At 43.2% G+C, this 20293-nt stretch carries 17 protein-coding genes; 9 read left to right on the top strand and 8 right to left on the bottom strand.

What is annotated here, in order from left to right:
* From F6K20_RS03830 to F6K20_RS03820, 3 genes are all read left to right on the top strand, one after another.
* Positions 1-3194, top strand: a 3194-nt coding sequence (locus tag F6K20_RS03830; RefSeq protein ID WP_287293817.1) for a non-ribosomal peptide synthetase, incomplete at its 5' end; no start/stop codon positions are given.
* Positions 3195-3248: 54 nt separating this feature from the next.
* On the top strand, positions 3249-4106 hold the full coding sequence (locus F6K20_RS03825) for a sulfotransferase family protein (RefSeq protein WP_008190724.1): 858 nt from the start codon (positions 3249-3251) through the stop codon (positions 4104-4106).
* Between the two features lie 46 nt (positions 4107-4152).
* A complete protein-coding gene (locus F6K20_RS03820; RefSeq protein WP_008190722.1) occupies positions 4153-5514 on the top strand; it encodes an oligosaccharide flippase family protein in 1362 nt (453 codons plus the stop codon).
* Positions 5515-5655: 141 nt separating this feature from the next.
* On the opposite strand, the gene F6K20_RS03815 is transcribed toward F6K20_RS03820, so the two are convergent.
* The 3 genes from F6K20_RS03815 to F6K20_RS03805 form a co-directional block, all read right to left on the bottom strand.
* Positions 5656-6099 (bottom strand): salt stress protein, Slr1339 family, encoded by a 444-nt coding sequence (locus tag F6K20_RS03815; RefSeq protein WP_008190720.1) that lies wholly within the window; start codon positions 6097-6099, stop codon positions 5656-5658.
* Between the two features lie 119 nt (positions 6100-6218).
* A complete protein-coding gene (locus F6K20_RS03810; RefSeq protein WP_008190718.1) occupies positions 6219-6824 on the bottom strand; it encodes a vWA domain-containing protein in 606 nt (201 codons plus the stop codon).
* 140 nt (positions 6825-6964) lie between these two features.
* Entirely contained in the window at positions 6965-7459 is a 495-nt protein-coding gene (locus F6K20_RS03805) for an NAD(P)H-quinone oxidoreductase subunit N (RefSeq protein WP_008190716.1), read from the bottom strand.
* A gap of 373 nt (positions 7460-7832) precedes the next feature.
* Between F6K20_RS03805 and F6K20_RS03800 the strand changes: the two genes are divergently transcribed.
* Entirely contained in the window at positions 7833-9203 is a 1371-nt protein-coding gene (locus tag F6K20_RS03800; RefSeq protein ID WP_287293815.1) for a hypothetical protein, read from the top strand.
* Between the two features lie 186 nt (positions 9204-9389).
* Here F6K20_RS03800 and F6K20_RS03795 read toward each other — a convergent pair whose 3' ends face one another.
* Positions 9390-10487, bottom strand: a complete 1098-nt coding sequence (locus F6K20_RS03795) for an endonuclease/exonuclease/phosphatase family protein (RefSeq protein WP_287293814.1) — start codon at positions 10485-10487, stop codon at positions 9390-9392.
* 181 nt (positions 10488-10668) lie between these two features.
* Between F6K20_RS03795 and F6K20_RS03790 the strand changes: the two genes are divergently transcribed.
* Complete coding sequence (locus F6K20_RS03790) at positions 10669-10830, top strand: hypothetical protein (RefSeq protein ID WP_154659976.1); 162 nt, start codon at positions 10669-10671, stop codon at positions 10828-10830.
* On the opposite strand, the gene F6K20_RS03785 is transcribed toward F6K20_RS03790, so the two are convergent.
* The 3 genes from F6K20_RS03785 to iscB form a co-directional block, all read right to left on the bottom strand.
* Entirely contained in the window at positions 10802-11953 is a 1152-nt protein-coding gene (locus F6K20_RS03785) for a SpoIID/LytB domain-containing protein (RefSeq protein WP_287293818.1), read from the bottom strand. The genes F6K20_RS03790 and F6K20_RS03785 overlap by 29 nt on opposite strands.
* Before the next feature lie 85 nt (positions 11954-12038).
* A complete protein-coding gene (locus F6K20_RS03780; RefSeq protein WP_287293812.1) occupies positions 12039-12794 on the bottom strand; it encodes a 5'-methylthioadenosine/S-adenosylhomocysteine nucleosidase family protein in 756 nt (251 codons plus the stop codon).
* A gap of 70 nt (positions 12795-12864) precedes the next feature.
* Positions 12865-14136: an RNA-guided endonuclease IscB gene (iscB, locus tag F6K20_RS03775; RefSeq protein WP_008190703.1), complete on the bottom strand. Its 1272-nt coding sequence runs from the start codon at positions 14134-14136 to the stop codon at positions 12865-12867.
* 709 nt (positions 14137-14845) lie between these two features.
* Between iscB and proX the strand changes: the two genes are divergently transcribed.
* The 4 genes from proX to F6K20_RS03755 all read left to right on the top strand — a co-directional run bounded on the left by proX (position 14846) and on the right by F6K20_RS03755 (position 19153).
* Positions 14846-16828, top strand: coding sequence for a glycine betaine/L-proline ABC transporter substrate-binding protein ProX (proX, locus tag F6K20_RS03770; RefSeq protein ID WP_229414765.1), 1983 nt, complete (start codon positions 14846-14848; stop codon positions 16826-16828).
* Positions 16829-17131: 303 nt separating this feature from the next.
* Entirely contained in the window at positions 17132-17857 is a 726-nt protein-coding gene (locus F6K20_RS03765) for a class I SAM-dependent methyltransferase (protein WP_008190699.1), read from the top strand.
* Positions 17858-18040: 183 nt separating this feature from the next.
* On the top strand, positions 18041-18553 hold the full coding sequence (locus F6K20_RS03760) for an N-acyl amino acid synthase FeeM domain-containing protein (RefSeq protein ID WP_008190697.1): 513 nt from the start codon (positions 18041-18043) through the stop codon (positions 18551-18553).
* A 147-nt stretch (positions 18554-18700) separates the two neighbouring features.
* Complete coding sequence (locus F6K20_RS03755; protein WP_287293809.1) at positions 18701-19153, top strand: helix-turn-helix domain-containing protein; 453 nt, start codon at positions 18701-18703, stop codon at positions 19151-19153.
* A gap of 91 nt (positions 19154-19244) precedes the next feature.
* On the opposite strand, the gene F6K20_RS03750 is transcribed toward F6K20_RS03755, so the two are convergent.
* Positions 19245-20293: AEC family transporter (locus F6K20_RS03750; RefSeq protein ID WP_502708806.1), on the bottom strand; the 1049-nt coding region annotated here is incomplete at its 5' end.

Here is a 20293-nt window from a genome sequence, read left to right as displayed (position 1 = left end):
ATTTAGCGATTGGTTCTCCCATTGCCAATCGTAATCATCATGAATTAGAACCGCTTATTGGCTTTTTTGTTAACACTATAGTCTTCCGAATAAACCTAGAAGAAAGCCCTACTTTGAAAGAGCTTTTGACCAGGGTAAGACAAACGGCTTTAGAGGCTTATTCTCATCAAGATTTACCCTTCGAGAAGTTAGTGGAGGAGTTGCAGTTAGACCGTTCTTTGAGTCATAATCCCTTATTTCAAGTGATGTTTACCTTAAACAATGCACCAATGGAAGAGTTAAACCTTAAGGGATTGACCATTCGTCCTTGGCCATGGGAAGATGTTACTACTCAATTCGACCTCACCCTATTGATGAAAGAAACACAGCAGGGTTTAAAAGGAGAATGGGATTATAATAGCGACTTGTTTGAACCAGAGACCATTCAACGGATGGCAAGACATTTTACCGTGTTACTCAATGGGATTGTAGAGAATCCTGAACAGGGTATTCATAGCTTTTCGTTGATGAGTCCAGAAGAAATTCAACAACTAAAAACTTGGAATTCCACAGACTGTGATTATCCCCCACAAACACTCGCTGATTTATTTGAGCAACAGGTCCTTAAAACCCCTAACGGAATTGCAGTAAGTTTTGGCAGCGATCGCTTAAGTTATCAACAACTGAATCAAAAAGCCAATCAACTAGCCCATTATCTACGCCAAAACCAAGCTATTGGGCCTAATACTTTGGTCGGAATCTGCCTGGAACGGTCTTTGGACATGATTATTGGTGTGTTAGGGGTAATCAAAGCAGGTGGGGCTTATGTTCCCATTGACCCCAATTATCCCCAAGAGCGAATTCGCTTGATCATCGAAGATGCAGCTACTCCAGTCTTATTAACTCAAACTACACTAACCAAGCATTTACCCCTGACTGAGTTGAAGCATTCCTGTCAAGTTCTTTGTCTGGATACCTTATCTTTTACCGAAGCCTGGATTGAGCCTGGAAGTGCTCACTGTGGGATGGAAAACCCCACTTTAGCAAGGACACCCCATGACTTGGCCTATGTCATTTATACGTCTGGTTCCACGGGGAAACCCAAAGGGGTTGCCATGCCTCAAGGGGCTTTGATTAACTTAATCAATTGGCAACGTAGTGTACCGGGTTTAGATCAACCTGCCAAGACTTTACAGTTTACAACCCTAAGCTTTGATGTTTCATTCCAAGAAATTTTTAGTACATTCTCGACCGGTGGTGAATTGGTGTTGATTGGGGATGAAACCCGCCGAGATGTTTCTGCATTACTGGATTATTTATCAGTACACCAGATCGATCGCCTCTATCTGCCCTTTGTGGCTTTACAACATTTGGCAGACTATGGCACCCAAGGGCTACCCTTGTCCTTAAAGCACGTCATTACTGCTGGAGAACAACTGCGCATTACCCCATCAATTCGGGCTTTCTTTAAGGCTTTACCCGATTGTCGGTTACACAATCACTATGGACCGAGCGAAAGTCATGTAGTGACAGCTTTGAGTTTACCGAAATCAGTGGAGGCGTGGGAAGATTTACCAAGTATTGGTCAACCCATTGCCAACAACCGCATTTATATCCTCGATTGTCACAATCAACCTGTGGCTGTGGGCATACCAGGGGAACTGTGTATTGCTGGGGTGGGGTTAGCCCAAGGCTATTTGAATCGACCTGACTTAACAAAAGAGCGATTCATCACCATCGACCTCTGGGATAAAACGGAGCAAGTTTACAAAACGGGGGACTTGGCCAGATGGCGACCTGATGGGAATTTGGAGTATCTCGGACGCATAGATCATCAAGTGAAGCTACGAGGCTTTCGCATTGAGTTGGGTGAGATTGAATCTGTTTTAGGTCAACATCCCCAAGTGCAAGAAGGGGTGGTGGTTGTACGGGAAGATAGCCCAGGGAATCCCCAATTGGTTGCCTATGTCACCCATCCCCAAGGCACAACCGTGACCCCCTCAAAAATACGGCAATTCCTGAAAGAAAAACTGCCGGATTACATGGTTCCCAGTGTTTTTGTGACCTTGGACTCTTTACCCGTGAGTGCCAACGGGAAGCTAGACCGTCGTGCTTTACCTGTACCAAGCCTAAGTCTTGAGGATAACGGGGGGAAAATCCCGCCTCGTACTGCTTTAGAGTTAGAGTTGGTGCAACTTTGGGAATCCCTGTTTAATGTGGCTCCTATTGGACTTCAAGATAACTTTTTTGACCTTGGGGGGCATTCACTCCTATCGGTTAGTTTGATCAGTCGTATTCAGCAACAGTTTGGTCAAAAACTACCGGTATCGGTCCTCTTTGAGGAAGGGACAGTGGAACATCTAGCCGCGCTTTTGAGTAAGGAAGGGAATTCGTCCCAGTGGTCAAGATCCACGGTAGTCCCTTTACAGCCCAAAGTAGTCCAGCCTCCCTTTTTCTGCGTTCATCCAGGGGCTGGAACTGTGGTTTGGTATCGAGAATTAGCCCGCTATCTTGCCCCAGAGTTCCCCTTTTATGCTCTAGAGTCCTTGGGATTGGATGGGGATCAAAAACCCTACGATCGAGTTGAAGACATGGCCGCCCATTACATACAAGGGATGCAGACCGTTCAGCCCCAAGGACCTTATCAGATTGGAGGGTGGTGTTTTGGTGCAGTAGTTGCCTTTGAGATGGCACAACAACTGCAAAGTCAGGGACATGAAGTGTCTAAACTCATCCTGATTGATATGAACATTGCTGACCCCATCGATCGAGAAGAGGCTCACACCATGGATGATGATGTTATCTTCTTGGTTCGCTTATTTAAAAGACATCTCCCTGATTTACCAGAGACCCTGAAAACCTTGGACAATCTGAGTCAGGAGGAGGAACTGTGCCATTTAATTGAACAGGTAAAAACAGCCCAAAAAATTCCCCCTGATTTTGGTGTAGCACAGGTTAAACGGTTACTGGAAGTGTTCAGAGGGCATCTTAAAGGTTTAATGTCTTACACCCCTAAGCCTTACAATGGCACAGGGATTCTTTTCCAGGCAACCGAAGGAGAAGCAGCCAACGCCCAAGATGCTAGTCTAGGCTGGGCAGACTTAGTAACTGGAGGCACCGAACTCCACTGGGTTCCTGGGAATCATACCACTATGTTTCAAGAGCCTAATGTTGAAGTGCTTGCCCAAACACTACGAACGACATTATTAAATTGAAGCACCCCATTGCAATACAGGTGGGGATTGCAAGAGAAATTGTGATTTAAACCGATGAGTATTTCTGTAGATAACAATATTTCTCAGACCGGACATTCTGAATCTTTCGATGGTTTACAATTCCCCACTGAGATCCATTTTATTTCTGGGCTGCCGAGATCTGGCTCAACCTTACTCTCAGCTATTCTTCGACAAAATCCTCGGTTTCATGCCACCATGAGTACCCCAGTGTTTGGTCTGATTCAACGGTTATTAGAAGGCATGAGTCGAAATGAACTGGCCAGTTTCATTTCACAACAACAAAAAAAAGACTTGTTACTGGGAGTCTTTGCTGCTTATTATCAACCTCAAATTCAGCAAGGGCAACTGGTTATTGATACCAGCCGTATGTGGTGCGCCCAGTTACCCCTAATCGATCAACTTTTCCCCCAAGCTAAAGTCATTTGTTGCGTCCGTAATGTGGCTTGGATTATGGATAGCTTAGAACGTTTAGTGCGAAGCAATCCTTGGGTTATTTCAGGATTATTTGCAGACTTTAGTGAATCTGCTACTGTCTACGACCGTACCCAAAAACTAGGGCAAAATCAGTATATGGTTGGTATGGCTTATAACGCTCTCAAAGAAGCCTACTATGGCGAATATTCAGATAAGTTGTTGTTGGTAGAATATGATTTACTAACGAACCAACCAACAGAAACCCTTCATAAAATTTATAATTTTTTAGGAGAAGCACCCTTTGAGCATAATTTTAAACATGTTGAATATGACGAACCAGAATTTGATTCCAAGTTAGGATTACCAGGTCTCCATAAAGTGCGTAAAAAAGTTGAGTTTGTGCCTCGTAATACAGTTTTACCCCCTGATTTATTTGAGAAATACGATAAACTTTCTTTTTGGCTAAAATCTAGTTAGAATAGTTCGTAGTTACGTCCCTACGGTAGACTACGCAAAGGATTTTATGGTCATAGTTGCGCTCAAACCCTTTGTTAACTTAATGTCCAAAACGTTTTCTGATTCTAAAGGTCTACAATTACAATCCCTAGGCCAAAGCACAGTTATTGCAATTGTGATCAGAGTGACAGGATTTATCCTAACTTATCTGTTACAAATCTGCCTAGCTCGTTGGATGGGAGAGACTCAATATGGAATTTACGCTTATGTTTTTTCTCTAACTTTTTTACTCAGTATATTGGCGTGTTTGGGCTTGCCTCATACTGTTTTGCGGTTTGTTTCTGAGTATAATGTTACTCAGTCTTGGGGTTTACTGCGAGGAATTATTAGATTCAGTTGGGTGATAAATTTGCTGTTAGGAATTGCCATTGCTTTGGTGGGGACAGGATTAATTTTTGGACTTAACTCCTATCACCGTTTTATCTACGCTAACCCATTAACAATCGGGATTTGGCTCGTTCCTCTGTTTGCTTTGACTTTGCTACAAAGGGAAACAGCTACAGCTTTAGGAGACATTAACCTCGCCTATACCCCATATTATATTTTTGTCCCTGTGTTGATTTTAGTCAGTGGTTTTGTTGTTTTCGAGGAATTTGGTGACCTGTCTGGTGTTCGCATTATTGATATTAATCTACTGGTCATCCTCGTTGTTGTACTAGGTCAACTGTGGCTAATTGGGGAGAGATTAAACCAGAGTGTAGAGCAAGCCGAACCAATTTATGCCTACAGAGATTGGCTGAAGGTCGGTGTTGTACTGTGGTTAATGAATGGCTTTGGCATTATCCTACAGCAAACTGATGTGATTATGGTCGGTTCCCTATTGGGGCCTCAACAGGCGGGAGTTTATGAGGTAGCAACTAAGACATCCCTTTGGGTAGGCTTTGTGCTACAAACGGTCACTATGGTCGTCGCCCCTGAATTTGCTCGATTATATAAACAGAACGATCGCCTTGGATTAAAACAGGCTATTTCCACCGCCAGTGTTTGGATTTTCTGGCCTTCCCTCCTTATCGCTGTTTTCCTCATCCTATTTGCCCCAGCAATCTTGAGTCTTTTTGGACCAGAGTTTGCCAGTGGAAATGGGACGCTCTTGATTCTGGTTATGGGGCAGTTAGTTAATTCTCTGTGTGGCTCAGCTGCTTTCCTGATGATCATGACGGGACATCAAAATCAAGCCCTGATTGTATATGGGACAGCTGCGGGTTTAAATGTTGTTTTGAATGGAATTGGTATTCTTTTATTTGGTATGATTGGGGCAGCACTATCTACTGCAATAACGTTTGCCTTGTGGAATATTTGGTTAAGTGTTCTTGTGGTGAGGTACTTAGAACTCAGTCCTATATTCTTCATTCCGCACCCTGACCTGTGAAAACCATGGAGAATTAAGCATTACTGGCCACATTCCGCACTTCAAAATGTAACAGAACTAATAACATCGATTAAGATAATCATTATAATTAAAAAAATTTGCTCTTAGGCACCTGCAGATGATACTTGAGGAGTCTTGCACTCAAGACTGAGTTTCTTTTAAGGCTTGCAAATAATCAATTGCTGCCTCCAGTTTGGAGGGATAGGAATCAGAAAATTCTTCAAACCATAAGCCTTCAGCTGAGTTTGGACTTAAGTTTTTTAGCCACTCAGTCGCTTGCTGAGTCAGGGCTTCTCGTTCTTTTTGTTTTTGCTGCTGAACTCGTTTTTGTTCAGCTTCTAGTTCCTGCTGTTGTTTGAGAGCCTCTTCTTGGTCTTTGTTCTCAAACTCTGTTCTCATCTCAGCCAGCTCCCGATCCTGAGCAGTAGATACCCAATCAGGTATTTTCGCTGGTGATTCACTGGTTGGTGGATCAGTTAGTGGCAAATCAACTAGTTGTTCCTGAAAAAGAGGTTTTTCTTGCGGTTGAACACCAGCATCTTTTTGTTGATACTCAGCTTTGAGTTGGGCTAACAAGTCATCCATTGATTCCACGACTTTGGTCTCCTATTACCTTGTTAACTGTTGAGGGATATTTTTGAAACAGTTAACTTAAAGCACCTCGAACCCTGACGGGAGAAATCCCACTAACCTATGCTAATCCTTTAGTCAATAATAGCATTGATCAAAACTTCAGTGAGAGTCATATCCTCCATCTGATCAATAGTTACGGTATCTACGATATCGAACTTAGCCCCAGCATTTTGCAGCTCATCATCTAATATTTTTAAGAATTTAGTTGCCTGGAGATCATTCCCGATTTGGATGAAGGAAATTCCTAGTTCTTCATCGACATCAATACGCCGTGATGCTTCTATGATCACCTTCATCACAGCTTTCCGTTCATCAGGCTCCCCATCAGTGACGACTAAGATAGTTTCTCCATTTTCTTTGGTTTGGCCACTAGCCTTACGTTTAAAATAGTCGTTGGTGGCATCGAGTAAAACACCAGCTAAATCCGTGCGTCCCGATGGTTCATTTTCCTGGAATATCTGTAGGACTTTATCTGCGGTTACATTGTCGTAGCGTTTAAAGCGACCAGCAAATACATAAACCGTGATGCCATCTGGATCTAATTCTTCACATTTACTGGCTAAAGCAAGGGTAGACTCCTGCATCATTTGCCAACGGCTTTTGCCAGCCAGTTGATCCCTAATCGACATGCTGCCACTTTTATCGATGATTAAGGTGTAGTCACGTTGTTCGAGCATTGCTAGTCTTACCCACTATCATCCTACACCTCTAGGGTATCAAACTTATCATTTTTGACTACTCACGGGGTTGGGTATCGAGAAATATCAGCATTCAGCTATCAGCTGATAGCTGATAGCTGACATCATTGATACTGATACTAGAAATTGGCTACAGAAATTAGTCCGGGCATTGTCTCTTTGAGGGGTTGCCAACGGAAAGCACGATCCCCTCCCATCTCTAGGATTACTTTTACTCGTGGTTCTTGCTGGGGCAATGTCGTTAAATACTCAACTTCTTGACTAGATAGAATAATTCCTTCAATAATCCACAGCACCAACCCTTTAGAGTTGGGAGATAGGGCTGACAGTTGGTAGTTTACCAAGGGCGGCAGGTAGTAAACATCACCGACTGCAGCTGATTTACCCATATTTTTCTTGCCCAGATGAGGAGGGCGAACACCGTGAATTCCAGTGAGATAAGCAGCTGGATCCCCTAGTCCTTTGGCAGTAATGGAAACGGTGGTATAGCCAGCAGCCCGCAAACGCCGCTGATAACGACCTTCAAACCCACCTTCTAATGGTGCATAAACTGCTAATGCACCAGACTTTTCTAGTGCCCGGATGAATGACTTGCCGGTGGTGATCAGTGCCATTGCTACCTCTGCTTCTCCCTTAAGTTTTGTTAACTCCTGTCAGCCTCCTATTATAAGGGACTGTTGGCAAATTACCTCCAAGGTGATGGCAAGAGGGCAAGGTATTGGAAGTGGGGCAACAGCAGCACAAATCTGACCGCTTTTCAAGAATCAATAAGGATTTCAGTATAAAAAAACCTGCTCAAAATTGCCAAATTCAAAAAAAACTATACTAGAGATAGTAGGGAAATTTACATAGATCTAGCAGATGGCATTGATAGTATCCCATGGATACATAGTATGTTTTCCGGTCCGGTGATGTCCGACCTGTCCGACGGTTCTGTTTGATAAAGCTATTATCTTTGATCGCAACTAAGTATTAGAAAACATAATTATGGCTCCCTTACCCAGCATCATGAAAGCTGTTGAGCAGCTAGACTACCGCGTCACTGTTGGGGATGTTGCTGCCCAAGTGGGTTTAAACATCCATCAAGCCGAGCAAGGTTTACTTGTCTTGGCCTCGGAAGTAGGTGGACATTTACAAGTAGCAGAGTCAGGGGATATTGCTTATCTGTTTCCCAAAAACTTTCGCGCTATTCTCCGCAACAAGTTCTTAAAGCTACGGTTGCAAGCATGGTGGGAAAAGGTTTGGGGTGTTCTGTTTTACCTGATTCGGATTTCTTTCGGGATTTTCCTAGTGCTTTCGATTGTGTTGATGATTGTTGCGATCGCATTTATTGTTCTGAGCCTCAAAGCTGGCAGTGACAATGATTCTGGCGGAGGAGGCGGAGGAGGAAATAGACGTTCTGGTGGTGGCGGCGGAATCCTGTTTTTGCCTCGTTTCTGGATTGGACCGGATCTGTTTTGGTGGTTCAACCCATCTTACTCCCACAATAATTATCGCTCGAGACGGCGAAATTCCCGTTATAACCAGGATGACGACTATGAGATGAATTTTTTAGAAGCTGTCTTCTCCTTTCTGTTTGGTGATGGCAATCCCAATAGTGATTTAGAAGAACGTCGCTGGCAAACCATTGGTGCTGTGATTCGCAATTCCGGGGGGGCTGTGGCAGCTGAACAGATTGCTCCCTATCTTGATGACCTTGGAGAAAGCTACCAGCGGGAGTCTGAAGACTATATGTTACCGGTACTAATCCGATTCGACGGACGCCCAGAAGTTAGCCCGTCAGGGGATATTGTCTATCACTTCCCTAAATTGCAGACAACTGCTGCCAAACAGAATCAACAACCGGTGCCAGCTTATCTTCGTGCCAAGATATGGGAGTTTTCTCAGGCAAGGAGTGAGCAGATTATGCTGGCAATTGGGTTAGGGAGTGTAAACTTTGTTCTAGCATTAGTCCTCGGTTCCCTGTTGCAGGGGGGTGAGATTGCTGCACAGCTAGGGGGATTTGTACTATTTGTGGAGCTAATTTACCCTCTGTTATTGGCTTATGGCGTAGGATTCTTGGCCATACCGTTGCTTCGATATTTCTGGGTTCAGTGGAAAAAGGAGCAGATTAGAACTCAGAATCGAGAACGGCAGGAAAATGCGATCGCACTTAATCAGGCGGATGTTGCTTTACAGAACAAGATTGCCTATGCGGAACAGTTTGCCGCTCAAAATGTGATTCGGGAAGAAGATTTGGTTTATAGCAGTGAGAAGGATTTATTGGATCAGGATATCGAAAGGAAAGATCAAATTGATGGGGAGTGGCAACAGCGTTTAGAGTTAGGAGCTACTCAGAATCTTGATATAAATCACTAATTACTAAGCAGACAGCCGTCAGCCGTCAGCTGTCAGTGGTCAGCTGTCAGTGGTCAGCTTTGTGGCACAGGCTTTGGCCTTGGCCTTTTGGCCTTTTGACCACGCTACGCGAACGGCCACGCTGTGCGAACGAGGCGGTGACGTAACTCAGATTTGATTCAAAATCTGACTTCTAACTTCTAAATTCTAACTTCTAACTTCTAACTTCTGACTTCTAACTTCTGACTTCTGACTTCTGACTTCTGACTTCTGACTTGCCCGTAGCGCTATATCAGTAATTACCGGGAGATGATCTGAACCAAGATCAGGGCCAGTTCTCATCTTGATCACCTTAACATCTGGACTGACTAAACAGTGGTCTACAGGAATAGCTAACCAAGGGTTGGCTGGTGAAAATTTTGATAAAGTTGGTAGAATCCCAAACCCAGCACGAGCGTCACGCAATCCCGAACTTTCAATTAGACTTTTATAGTAGGGTGACCACATCGTAACGTTTAAATCACCAATTAGCACCACTGGTTTTTCAATTTGTCTGATATAATCCCCAATCTCTTCTTCTAAATCTTGATTGCGCCACTGCCAACCTTGCTTTTCCAAATCATCTTGCTTGCCAAAATCCCCTTGGTTTCCAAAATCCTCTTGCTTTCCAAAATAAAATTGTGGATAGGAGTGAGTAACAATGACTGAAGCGTCTGCCCCAGCAATGCTTAAATCTAATTTGACCAGACCACGATATTTTCCGTATTCCAGAATTTCTGATTCTTGTAATGGTAAACGACTGTATACTTCAATCTGAAGTTCTGGAATACTGATATTATAGGGTAAAACCTCTCTTAAAGCTTCTAATTGTTTAGGCCAAGGGTCTTTAGCTTCTAAAAAAGCAGCAATAGTCGGCTTTTCTTCTTTCACCAGAGCAATAGCATCACCATACTGGGTATTGGAAAACGAGACATTGAACAGAAACAGACCCATGGGTTCACCGGAAGCGCCAAAGCTTAGTTTAGGTATATACCAAGGAATGATTTCTGTCAAGTTAATCAATAAGCAAAATAACGTGACTATCAACCAACGTTTGCGGCGAGTTAGGGCAAAATAACTTAATGGTAACGCCCCTAATACCAGATATTGATGTTTAAAATTAGTAGTTAATTCTAAGTAGATGTTATCTCTAAAAAAATAGCTAGTTATGGATAGTAAGGTAACAACAATAGTTAAGATTATGAATAGTGATAAAATCCAGTTGTTTAATACCTTAACTAATGGATTATAATTTGAGGTAGTCATAAAGTAGATAGCCGTTTTAAATAGGGTGAGTTACGAAAGTTGTGGATTGTAGGGAACAGGGAACTCAGAGGATATCTCCCAAGTTTTTTGATACTGAATTTTGCCCCCCTGACCCCCCAACTTTGGGGGAAGAGTCAATTTGCTTCTAAAAGTCCCCCAGAATTGGGGGACCAACGGGGGCTTGGATGTAGCAAATGAGACTTCTCAGACAACCTCTCAGAAGTTTCGTGATCTGAAGTTATCTACTCCCTACTCCCTACTCCCTACTCCCTATTCCCTATTCCCAGATCCGCTGTTCCCTTTGCTATTTGATATCAATCCATCTGGGATAGTTGAGCACTAGAATAATAGTGACTCAAAATTTGTAGGTAATTCAATCCCCGACGGGATAAGTTGTAGGCTCCCCACTGACTTAACCCCAATCCGTGACCATAACCACGACCGTTGAATTGGAAACCATTTTCGGTTTTAGACACCGTAAACAGCCTACTTTTCAGACCTAGGATTTTGCGTAATTCCTTGCCCTTAATAGTCTTTGTATTCCTACTGCCTTCTACTTTAAGAGTGATCACTCTGCCTCGGGGTGTCCTCTCCACTGGGGTCATGGCGATAATATTACCAACACCAGGAATCTTCTGGCTCAGTTGACTAGCAGAAAAGGTTTTTGTCCACTGGTACACTGGTGTGCCCTGATCGTAATCAGGTACACCCTGTAGGTAAGGAATGGGTTCACTCCACCAAATATCTTCTACATTTTCTGTATGTCCTCCAGAGGCAGCATGGAAAACAGCCAGAATCACTTTATTACCATACGTCATTATCTGTCCCGCTGTGGCATTAACCGCTTGATGGGTGGTTACTGTTTCGCTATTTAGACCTTTGTAAACTTGCCAACGCTGGGTATCCCCTACATCATAGATATCACTCTTGGATTTGCTCCGCTGATGGAGCACATAGGAACGAGCCGCTACTGCTTGGGCTTTCAAGGCTTCTATAGGCCAACTGGGACTCATTTCTGCGCCAATCACACTATAGAGATAGTGTTCTAAATCAACATGGTTGACTGCTGTTAACTTATTGTCAGAACTAACCAGTCGAGTGCGTCCCCGGTACCAGCGATCGCCTATCCAAACATAACCATTGTCTTTCGGTTCAATCCAGAGGGATTTCCCTTGCCACTGACCTAACTTAATTCCACTACCGTTAGTTTCCGCAGTCATACCCGCCATGGCGTTTAAGTTTCCCACGGCTTGACCTGTCCCATCTCGGACAATGGCTGTGGTGGAACTCCCCAAGGTTACCTGTTTGACTCCCTGCTCAACCGCTACCCGCAGTTCTAGCGCTGCCTGAACTGGTGCGATTAGAACCATCCACAATAAAAAAGAGAGCCACCAATGACGCCCTCCTAGAACAATGATTGACTTGAGCATAGATACAATAAAGATGGGAAAGCCTTTTGATGCCATATTCACTAATTACTGATTACTTATACGAAGACGAATCGTCTTGTCCTGATTAACAGCGATTCCATCTTACTCTCAGTTGTTCCAATCAGACTTCTGTTGTTGAGGCTTGACGGTTAGAGAAAAGTCTAATACTTAATTCCTCTAAGACTTTCAACCCTCGTAGAGAACCTCGAATTAGTCTAGTAGCTGCTATTGGTTGCTTTAGCATACCCATGGCTAAGGGGAAGGGTTTCAATGATCCATCAGCACTAATGGCTGGGGTGAGGTCTGGGATATTGTAGTCGCTATCATCACTAATCACTCTTACCATTGCTACAGCAAATCCTTTGGGATTAAGTACCGATAGGGTAGCAAATCCTTCCATATCAACTACATCAGCTTGGTAGCTCTGACCGAGTTGACGCTTTTCTAAACTAGACCAAATTATGCGATCGCTACTCAATCCTCTGACTAAATTAGCCTTGTTGCCCAGTTGCTGCTGAACTAAGTTAGTCAGTTGGCTACAGCACTGTTGCACCAGTGCTTGAGGTCTATCTTGGTTTCGCTGGATAGCAACACAATCGTTATACACAACAATATCACCAACGGAATAGTTAGGAGATAAGCTGCCACACAATCCCATTAGCAGTACTTGAGGTTGGGAGTGTTGGGGCAAATTTGTTGTAGTTTGTAACCATGTTTCTAGATACTGAGTTACAGGCTCTGCCCCTATCGGAATAGATAGAATCCGAGGTAATGGACGACCAGTAATCTGCTTGATTCCTCGACAAATTGCTTGGTATTCTGCTCCTTGGGGAACAAGAATGATCGTGACCGGAATAGTTAGTTGGGAAAGGTTCATCTATCCGCCTTTCTGGAGACTCCCGCTATAATCTTTGACCCACGCGGTGAGAGGAAAGGGAGGACAGGGTCTAGTTTGTATAAGCATAACCATCCTTCCTGTGAATAAATTGGCAATATTTGTGACTAATTCCTTGTACCAGCCCTAATTTAGTTGAGATGTTGAAAGATCCTGATTTTCGAGTGGCTACTCGCCCAACGTAAGTACCGACCTTCTTTCCTTTAGTTACCACGGCGCGGACAATATCTCCTGTCTGAAAACCTTTGTGAAACTTGATTCTGGAGCAATGACGAATAGGAAAGCCATACTTGTTGGTTCTACAGAGCTGACGAGTACCGTGTCCCTTGGCAGTTATTATCAAAGGATGGGTTACTTCAACAATCAATGTTTCAACTTTTCCAACATTGGCCGCATCCAACCAATGAGTTTTGGGAAGATTTTGGCGGCACCTATTGAATTTTGTTAATCCGCCGCTACCCACTTCAACAGGCAATCCTATTGATTTCAATTCGTGGTACAACTTCCAGCGAGTTGAATTGACAGAAGCCGCATCAACCAGGGGGCGTTTAGCTTGACTCAGTATGCGTTTCAAGATACTAGGCTTCAAAGACAAGAAAAGCTCAATGTCTTGGTTAGATTTAGCCTGGTTACATGGATGACACGCAATGGTCAAATTAGAAGCCCGATCGGAACCACCTTTAGATAATGGTTTAATGTGTTCAATTTCTAGCTGAATACCTGTTGCTCCACAATAAGCACATTTGCGATTCCATTTTTCAAGTAAATATTCCCGAAGTTCGTAACCGTAAAGTGTACCCTGCTGATACTCAATCCCAGAGATTTCAGGATTTTGCAGTTTTTGAGTGTCAAATCTGACTAACTCTTGAGATATGCCTGCAACAGGACATAGTCGAGTCAGTTTTTTAACCCAAGTTAAAATATTTTGAACTCTAGACATCAGACTAGGGGGTAGCCAACCTTCTGGTCTGGTTCTATTAAGAAATCTGGGCTTGCGGTATCGAGTTTTTCGATTCCGTCTACTGCTCCTTAATTGCCTACGAAAGTTCAACGCATCTCGTATTTGAAAGCCCCTATGGGTAAGTTCGGCTCCCCAGATTACTCGTTCCCCATGGACAATAGCTAGACCGCTTGTTTTTGCGCCAGGGTCTATTTTTAATTGATGCTCGTGAGTGATTGGTTCCTTTATTTCCTCCCTCAAAACTATGGTGAATGGGTAACGACGATAGACCTTTGCTTTACCCGTTGAAAGCAAAATTCTTGCTCTTGCAGGTTTACAGGGGTCTAAAGGTTGTAGGTTCTTATTGAGTACAAATACACGCATAATTGTGCATTCTCCTATTGCTAGGGTAAGGTTAGCTTCGTCAATGTTATTTCTCGGTACTTTCCCAATTACACTGGCCTAACTCAACTACGCCTGTTTAATAATTGGGTTCTAGAGCTGGGGACTAGCTACGCATCCCCAGGTAGGAATTTAAACGCTTGAAAATAACGTAGTTCTCTAAGAACTCAGACTGGTCAACTAAGAGCTTTCACAAGCTCCCGCTATACTCGTGGGTGAGTTAGCGGTGAGTTATTGACGGAACATTGCTAGTGTTTGATGACGTGATTTTATTATAACATAAAAATAAATTTATATTATAACATATTTTTATAATTTTTGTTACAAATTTTCTAGGCAGCAGGGAGTAGGGAGTGTGGAAAGTTTGGGGATAACTTCTAGATTTGAGCCGAATTAGTGATCGTAAACCAGTAGAAAATTATGACATTTATAACATTTATCACTTTTTTTAGGGTGCTATAGAGCTATCAGCTAAAGCGCTACGCGCACGCTACGCGAACAGCTGACGGCTGACAGCTGACGGCTGACAAGATAACTAATAAAGGAAAAGAAAACGCTGACTAGTCAATCAATTTGCTCATCAATCTGATGCCAGCGGAGTTGATATTACCCATTACCAACCCCTGACAAAATAAATGCTCCCCGGTATGATAATATTAAAAAAAATACTGGTATTGTTGTGTTGAAATCCTTGACTCTATCTGTTTTCCTGACCGCCAAGAGCCAAGGAGGTCTAGATATTGTACTGAACCCCTTTGAGCTTTATACCTTACCCCTCCAGCAGTGGATTACTGCTGCAGTGAATTTCCTGGTTGACAATTTTCGTCCTTTCTTTCAAGGGATTAGTCTCCCCATTAGCATCACCCTGGAGAGTATAGAATGGCTGTTGCTATCGATTCCTCCATTAATTTTACTGATTCTGATTGCCTTGATAGCATGGCAACTGGCTGGTGGAAGAATTGCCATTTATAGTGTTGCTGCTTTGAGCTTGATTGGCTTTTTGGGAGCCTGGACCCAAGCCATGGTATCTCTTTCCCTAGTGGTGACCGCTGTAGTGTTTTGCATGGTGATAGGCATCACCTTCGGTATTGCCTGTGCCAGTAGCGATCGCATTGAGAAAGTGCTGCGACCCCTGCTTGATGCCATGCAAACCCTACCGTCCTTCGTCTATCTTGTCCCAGTAGTGATGTTGTTTGGGATTGGTGCAGTGCCTGGAGTAATGGCAACCTGTGTCTTTGCCATACCCCCCCTGATTCGGTTGACTAACCTAGGGATTCGGCAAGTGTCTACAGAAGTTGTCGAAGCTGCGATCGCATTTGGCTCAACCCCGACACAAATGTTATTTGAAGTCCAAATTCCCCTAGCCATGCCAACTATTTTAGCTGGAGTCAACCAAGCCATCCTCTTAGCGTTATCCATGTCAGTGGTAACCTCCATGATTGGTGTAGGAGGACTTGGACAGATGGTATTGCAAGGACTAGGTCGGGTGAATGTGGGACTAGCTGCTGTCGGAGGATTAAGCATCGTTCTAATCGCAGTAATGCTGGATCGGATCACTCAGATAGTCAGTCAAGGCAACAACCAAATCCCTTGGTTGAAACGAGGACCAATTGGTTTGGTGCGCTCTTCCACAGGTCAACAACTGGCTTGGGCTACTGTTGGAGCAACCATTTTACTGGCACTCCTGGGTTTTATGACTTGGCAACAACCCTCCCAAGCCCAAGTAAGCACAGACTCTACTTTAGCCATGCCTGGTAAAGGCGTCAGCGTACAATCGGTCTATAGCAGCTTGCAAGAAGAACAATTCCAAACCGAAATTGTCAACATCGGTCTGGAAAAACTTGGTTACACCATCAAACAGCCAAAACAAATTGAATACGTCACCGCTTACCTGGCTTTGGGCAACGGCGACCTAGATTACACTGCTGTCAATTGGGACATCGGTCATAGACCCTTTGTTGAAAAAAGTGGTGGTGAACAGAAGTTAGAACGACTCGGAGTAATCACCTCTGATCTCTGGCAAGGTTATCAGATTGATAAAAAAACTGCTGATAAATACAACATCACTAACCTAGAGCAACTCAAAGACCCAAAAATTGCTAAACTCTTTGACTCAGATGGTGATGGTAAAGCAAATTTGATTGGCTGTAATTCCGGTTGGTTTTGTGAAATTATGATTGAGCATCATCTTAAAGCTTACGGACTTGAAGACACGGTTGAGCAAGACCAAGGAACCTACTCAGCCTTAATTGTAGATGCCATTACTCGCTACAACCAAGGACAACCAATCCTATACTACACCTGGACTCCCATGTGGATGGCAGCAGTGTTAAAACCAGATCAAGATGTAGTTTGGCTAGAAGTTCCCTTCACTGATCTACCAGAATCGCAAAAAGACTTGACCGCAAAAGATACCTCAGTAAATGGTAAAAATCTGGGATTTGCCATCGATCGGATCCGAATCGTAGCTAATAAGAAATTTGTATCTGCTAACCCAGCCGCCAAGCGCTTGTTTGAACTGATTCATATTCCCGTTCAGGATATCAATACCCAAAATGAATTACTCAACCAGGGTGAAGATAGCTCAAAAGATATCCGTCACCATGCCGAAGAATGGATTAACAACCATCAAGACCTGTTTGATAGCTGGGTCGAAGACGCTAGAAATGCTTAGAGCGATTAATATCAATCTAGTAAAGATCGGTCTTGTGGCAAGCTCGAACTAGCCATCGGGACTATCAAGAAAGTAAGGCGAGTCCGCAAGACCTGGCACAGCAATGAGCCGTTGTGTCGGGTTTTTTGTAGATTATTGCGAGACAATAACCATTTTACTGTAAAATAAAACCCGTAATTTTGGCTAAGTGCTGACTCCAAATAGAAGTCGGAACTTTTTTCCATGCTTATCCGTAGAGACTAACCCTCAACGAGATAACGTACAAAATTTTCGGTTGTTCATTCATTCCATTTCTAGAAAAAAATGGTCAATCAATATACAGAAATTACCAAATATTACGATTTGTGGGTGACATCTGGTTACTACGATTTTCAGAGCCTAGCTAAAGAAGCCCACTCGATAGTGGGTGATGGTCGTCAAGTTCTAGAGTTGGGTGTAGGAACAGGACTACTAGCTCAAAAGTACATCGAACTCGATCCAACCTGCGAGTTTACGGGAATTGACTTTACCGCATCCATGCTTGAAATTGCCAAACAACGTTTGGGAAATCAGGTTAAATTGATTGAAGCTGATGCCGTAACAATGGACTTAAACGCCAAATTCGATGTAGGGATCTCCAATGGAGGAGTTTGGGGAATTCTTGATCAGGGAGATCAAGCTCAATGGCAATTTGGGGGTCACGTTCCCGGTCTTGAAGCCAATCGTCAAGGGTTAGCAAATGTAGCTCGCCACTTAAAAGAAGGGGGATTATTATTGCTACACCTGCAAAAACCCCATGATGACTTTGACAAATACCTAGGTGAAGGGATTGTTTATTCCCAGTGTATTACAGAAGGGGAAGATACACCAAAATATTATACCTTTGAAAAAAGGTATTTATTTAAAAAAGATGGAGAAATTGTAGCTCAAGAACAAATCACAATTACCGTTTTTAAACCGGAAACTACTCGTCAACTCTTAACAGAAGCGGGATTTGATTTTCAAGGCACGAACAATGGCGATCGCTTTGCAATTTACAAAAAGCGGTAATCTTCAATGACGGTTTATAAAATTAAAATTAAGCATCTCAGCCCTCTGGGTTTTTCTTGGCTATTACTCATCAGGATGACAGAATTACGTTAACAGTGATTCAGTCCTATTTACCATGGCTTTATCGAGGGGAAGTGGTTAAAAAATTCCCTGTTTTAACAGACTAGAACAAAACGACTATCCATGACCATTTCGATTCGACAGGTTAGCATCTCTGAGGAATTAGACTTGTGCCATCAAATGCAGGTCTCCATCTTTCACCAGGAGTTAGAGTTGTTCGGGATGCAGATACCTGATGACTACGATCCTGTCTCAGTGTATATACAAATTCTTGATTCCAACGCTGTTGTGGGAACTTACCGAATTGTCTTCCCTAACAACTCTCTTGGACTACCGATAGAGGAAAGTGGGTTTGACCTCAAGCAGTTTGATCAAAAAAAAGTCTGTGAAATGTCACGTCTGGTCGTCCTCAAAGAAAAGCGAGGAAAAATCCCCTTTAATCAGATTATTTCTTCAGCTGTTAGGGTAGCCAACCAGCATAATGCCTCGATTATGCTGGTTGCGCTTTTACCTCATAATCTTCCCCTGTTTAAAAGGTATGGCTTCTCACAGGTGGGACCACCACTATATGATCCCTCTGTTAAGTCTACCTACACCAAAGACCCGAGCATCATCCCCATGCAAATCCATATTTGATCACAATGATGTCGAAAACTTCAATTTAGATTCCCCTTGAGCTGAGGAGGTGTTTGTAAATAAATATTAACAATAATTGACAAACACCTCCTCAGCTAACTTTTTGATTTATAATAGTGATATCGGAAGAGTAAAGGAAAAGCACTCATGAACAAGTCCGTTTGTACTACTGAAGCCGCTTCTCTGTTAGGTATTTCTTCTCGACGCTTGCGTCAACTCCTCAATGATGGTCGCGTCCGGGGTGCTTATAAAAGCGGTAAATTCTGGATTATTCCCCTGTTCAACCATCTGCCTCAAATCATTGAGAAGAAGCGTGGACCAAAGGGCAAATGGCGTACCACTCGTCCTCCTGCTCTGGCCAAAATCAATGTCAACCGCAATCGGATTGGCAGCAACAATCACAAAAGTCCCGAAGAGCGTCAGCCAGTCATTTCAGTAAAACGAAGCGGTGACAATCTATACGGCAATCAAGTCGAAATCCTCGGTCCTTGTCGGATTGTCTATCAGCCCGATAAGCCACTGGGTTGTGGCGCTCGTCTGTGGATCGAAACCTTCAGTGATATTCACTTCATTGGTGGCAGTTTTCCGGCCACTGCCTAATGCTCACAACCAAAATTGAATCATAGCCTTTCTCGCAGTTATGAGGTACAGTCTTCTGTGACGTTGATTCTGTGCTTGATGCAACCCATCGCTATTCGCGATTCTCTCTTCCCGATTCTCTCTTCCCGATTCCCGATTCCCGATTCCCGATTCCCGATTCCCGATTGATTCCCTTTGCTATACTGAACAGGATCAAAAGTATACTTCCGACTAATCCGAGATGGGATGGAGAGATAAAAAACTCGCTATTAGAAAAAATAATTAAATTCACAGCAATCGATATCGGAATAGAAGTGGTCAGTAATCCTAGAGCAAATTCCGTATCAAATGTTGGGTGAGTACGCCGATGTTGCTCTTGGTCGAGCATATTAATCTGGGAAGCATACAACAACGGCCACAAACTGCATCCGCTTTGGGGTAAAACTACAGCTAGTAAAGTTTCTGCTAATGTATCTGGTTTAAACAAAATCAGTACTGCTGCACTAAACCAGAAGCCTACTGCTGAGCGGACGAGTAAAATTAGTAAAATTTTCCGTAATTGTAAGGTTTTCGGCTTCAGAGAAATCCCTACAAAAAACAGAATCATGGGAGTAGTGCAAGCCGCTAACCGTTGCAGGGCCTGCAACACTATTTCTGGGATAAGTGTTTTACCTAGATTTAATGCTCCTATGGACAAACCCAGTAACAACGCTAAATTTGCTGGTTCTTGGATCAGTGTCAATCCAATCCTTTTAAATTTGCTGAAATTGATGTGGAAATTATCAACACTGCGTTGGTGTAGATAGATAGCTAAAGCATAAAGACCGATTAGCACAAAACATTTATTCCCTACATCCATCAACCCAGCTAGAGCTAGTCCTTGCTCACCTAAAAATTCTTGAGTAAACGGATAAACTGTTAAGCCAGGAGCCAAAGACGCAAACATCAATATCAAGGATCGGGCTTTGGCTTTTTCTTGGCTAGGAATTACCAAACCTGTCAATAACCATCCAATTCCTAACAAGAAGATATTGATAGCAAGTCCGAAAGCCGGTAGAGAAAGTAAACCTTGACTTATATCAATTTTGATCGTGGATAGGAATAGAGCAGCAGGAAGTAAGGCATTGATAATTAAGGTTTTAATGGCACCAACTGCTACAA

Source organism: Moorena sp. SIO2C4, from assembly GCF_010672485.1.
GTDB classification, from domain to species: Bacteria; Cyanobacteriota; Cyanobacteriia; order Cyanobacteriales; family Coleofasciculaceae; genus Moorena; species Moorena producens.
Note: the sequence above shows the minus strand (reverse complement) of the source record. Positions and strands in the feature narration are given on the sequence as shown.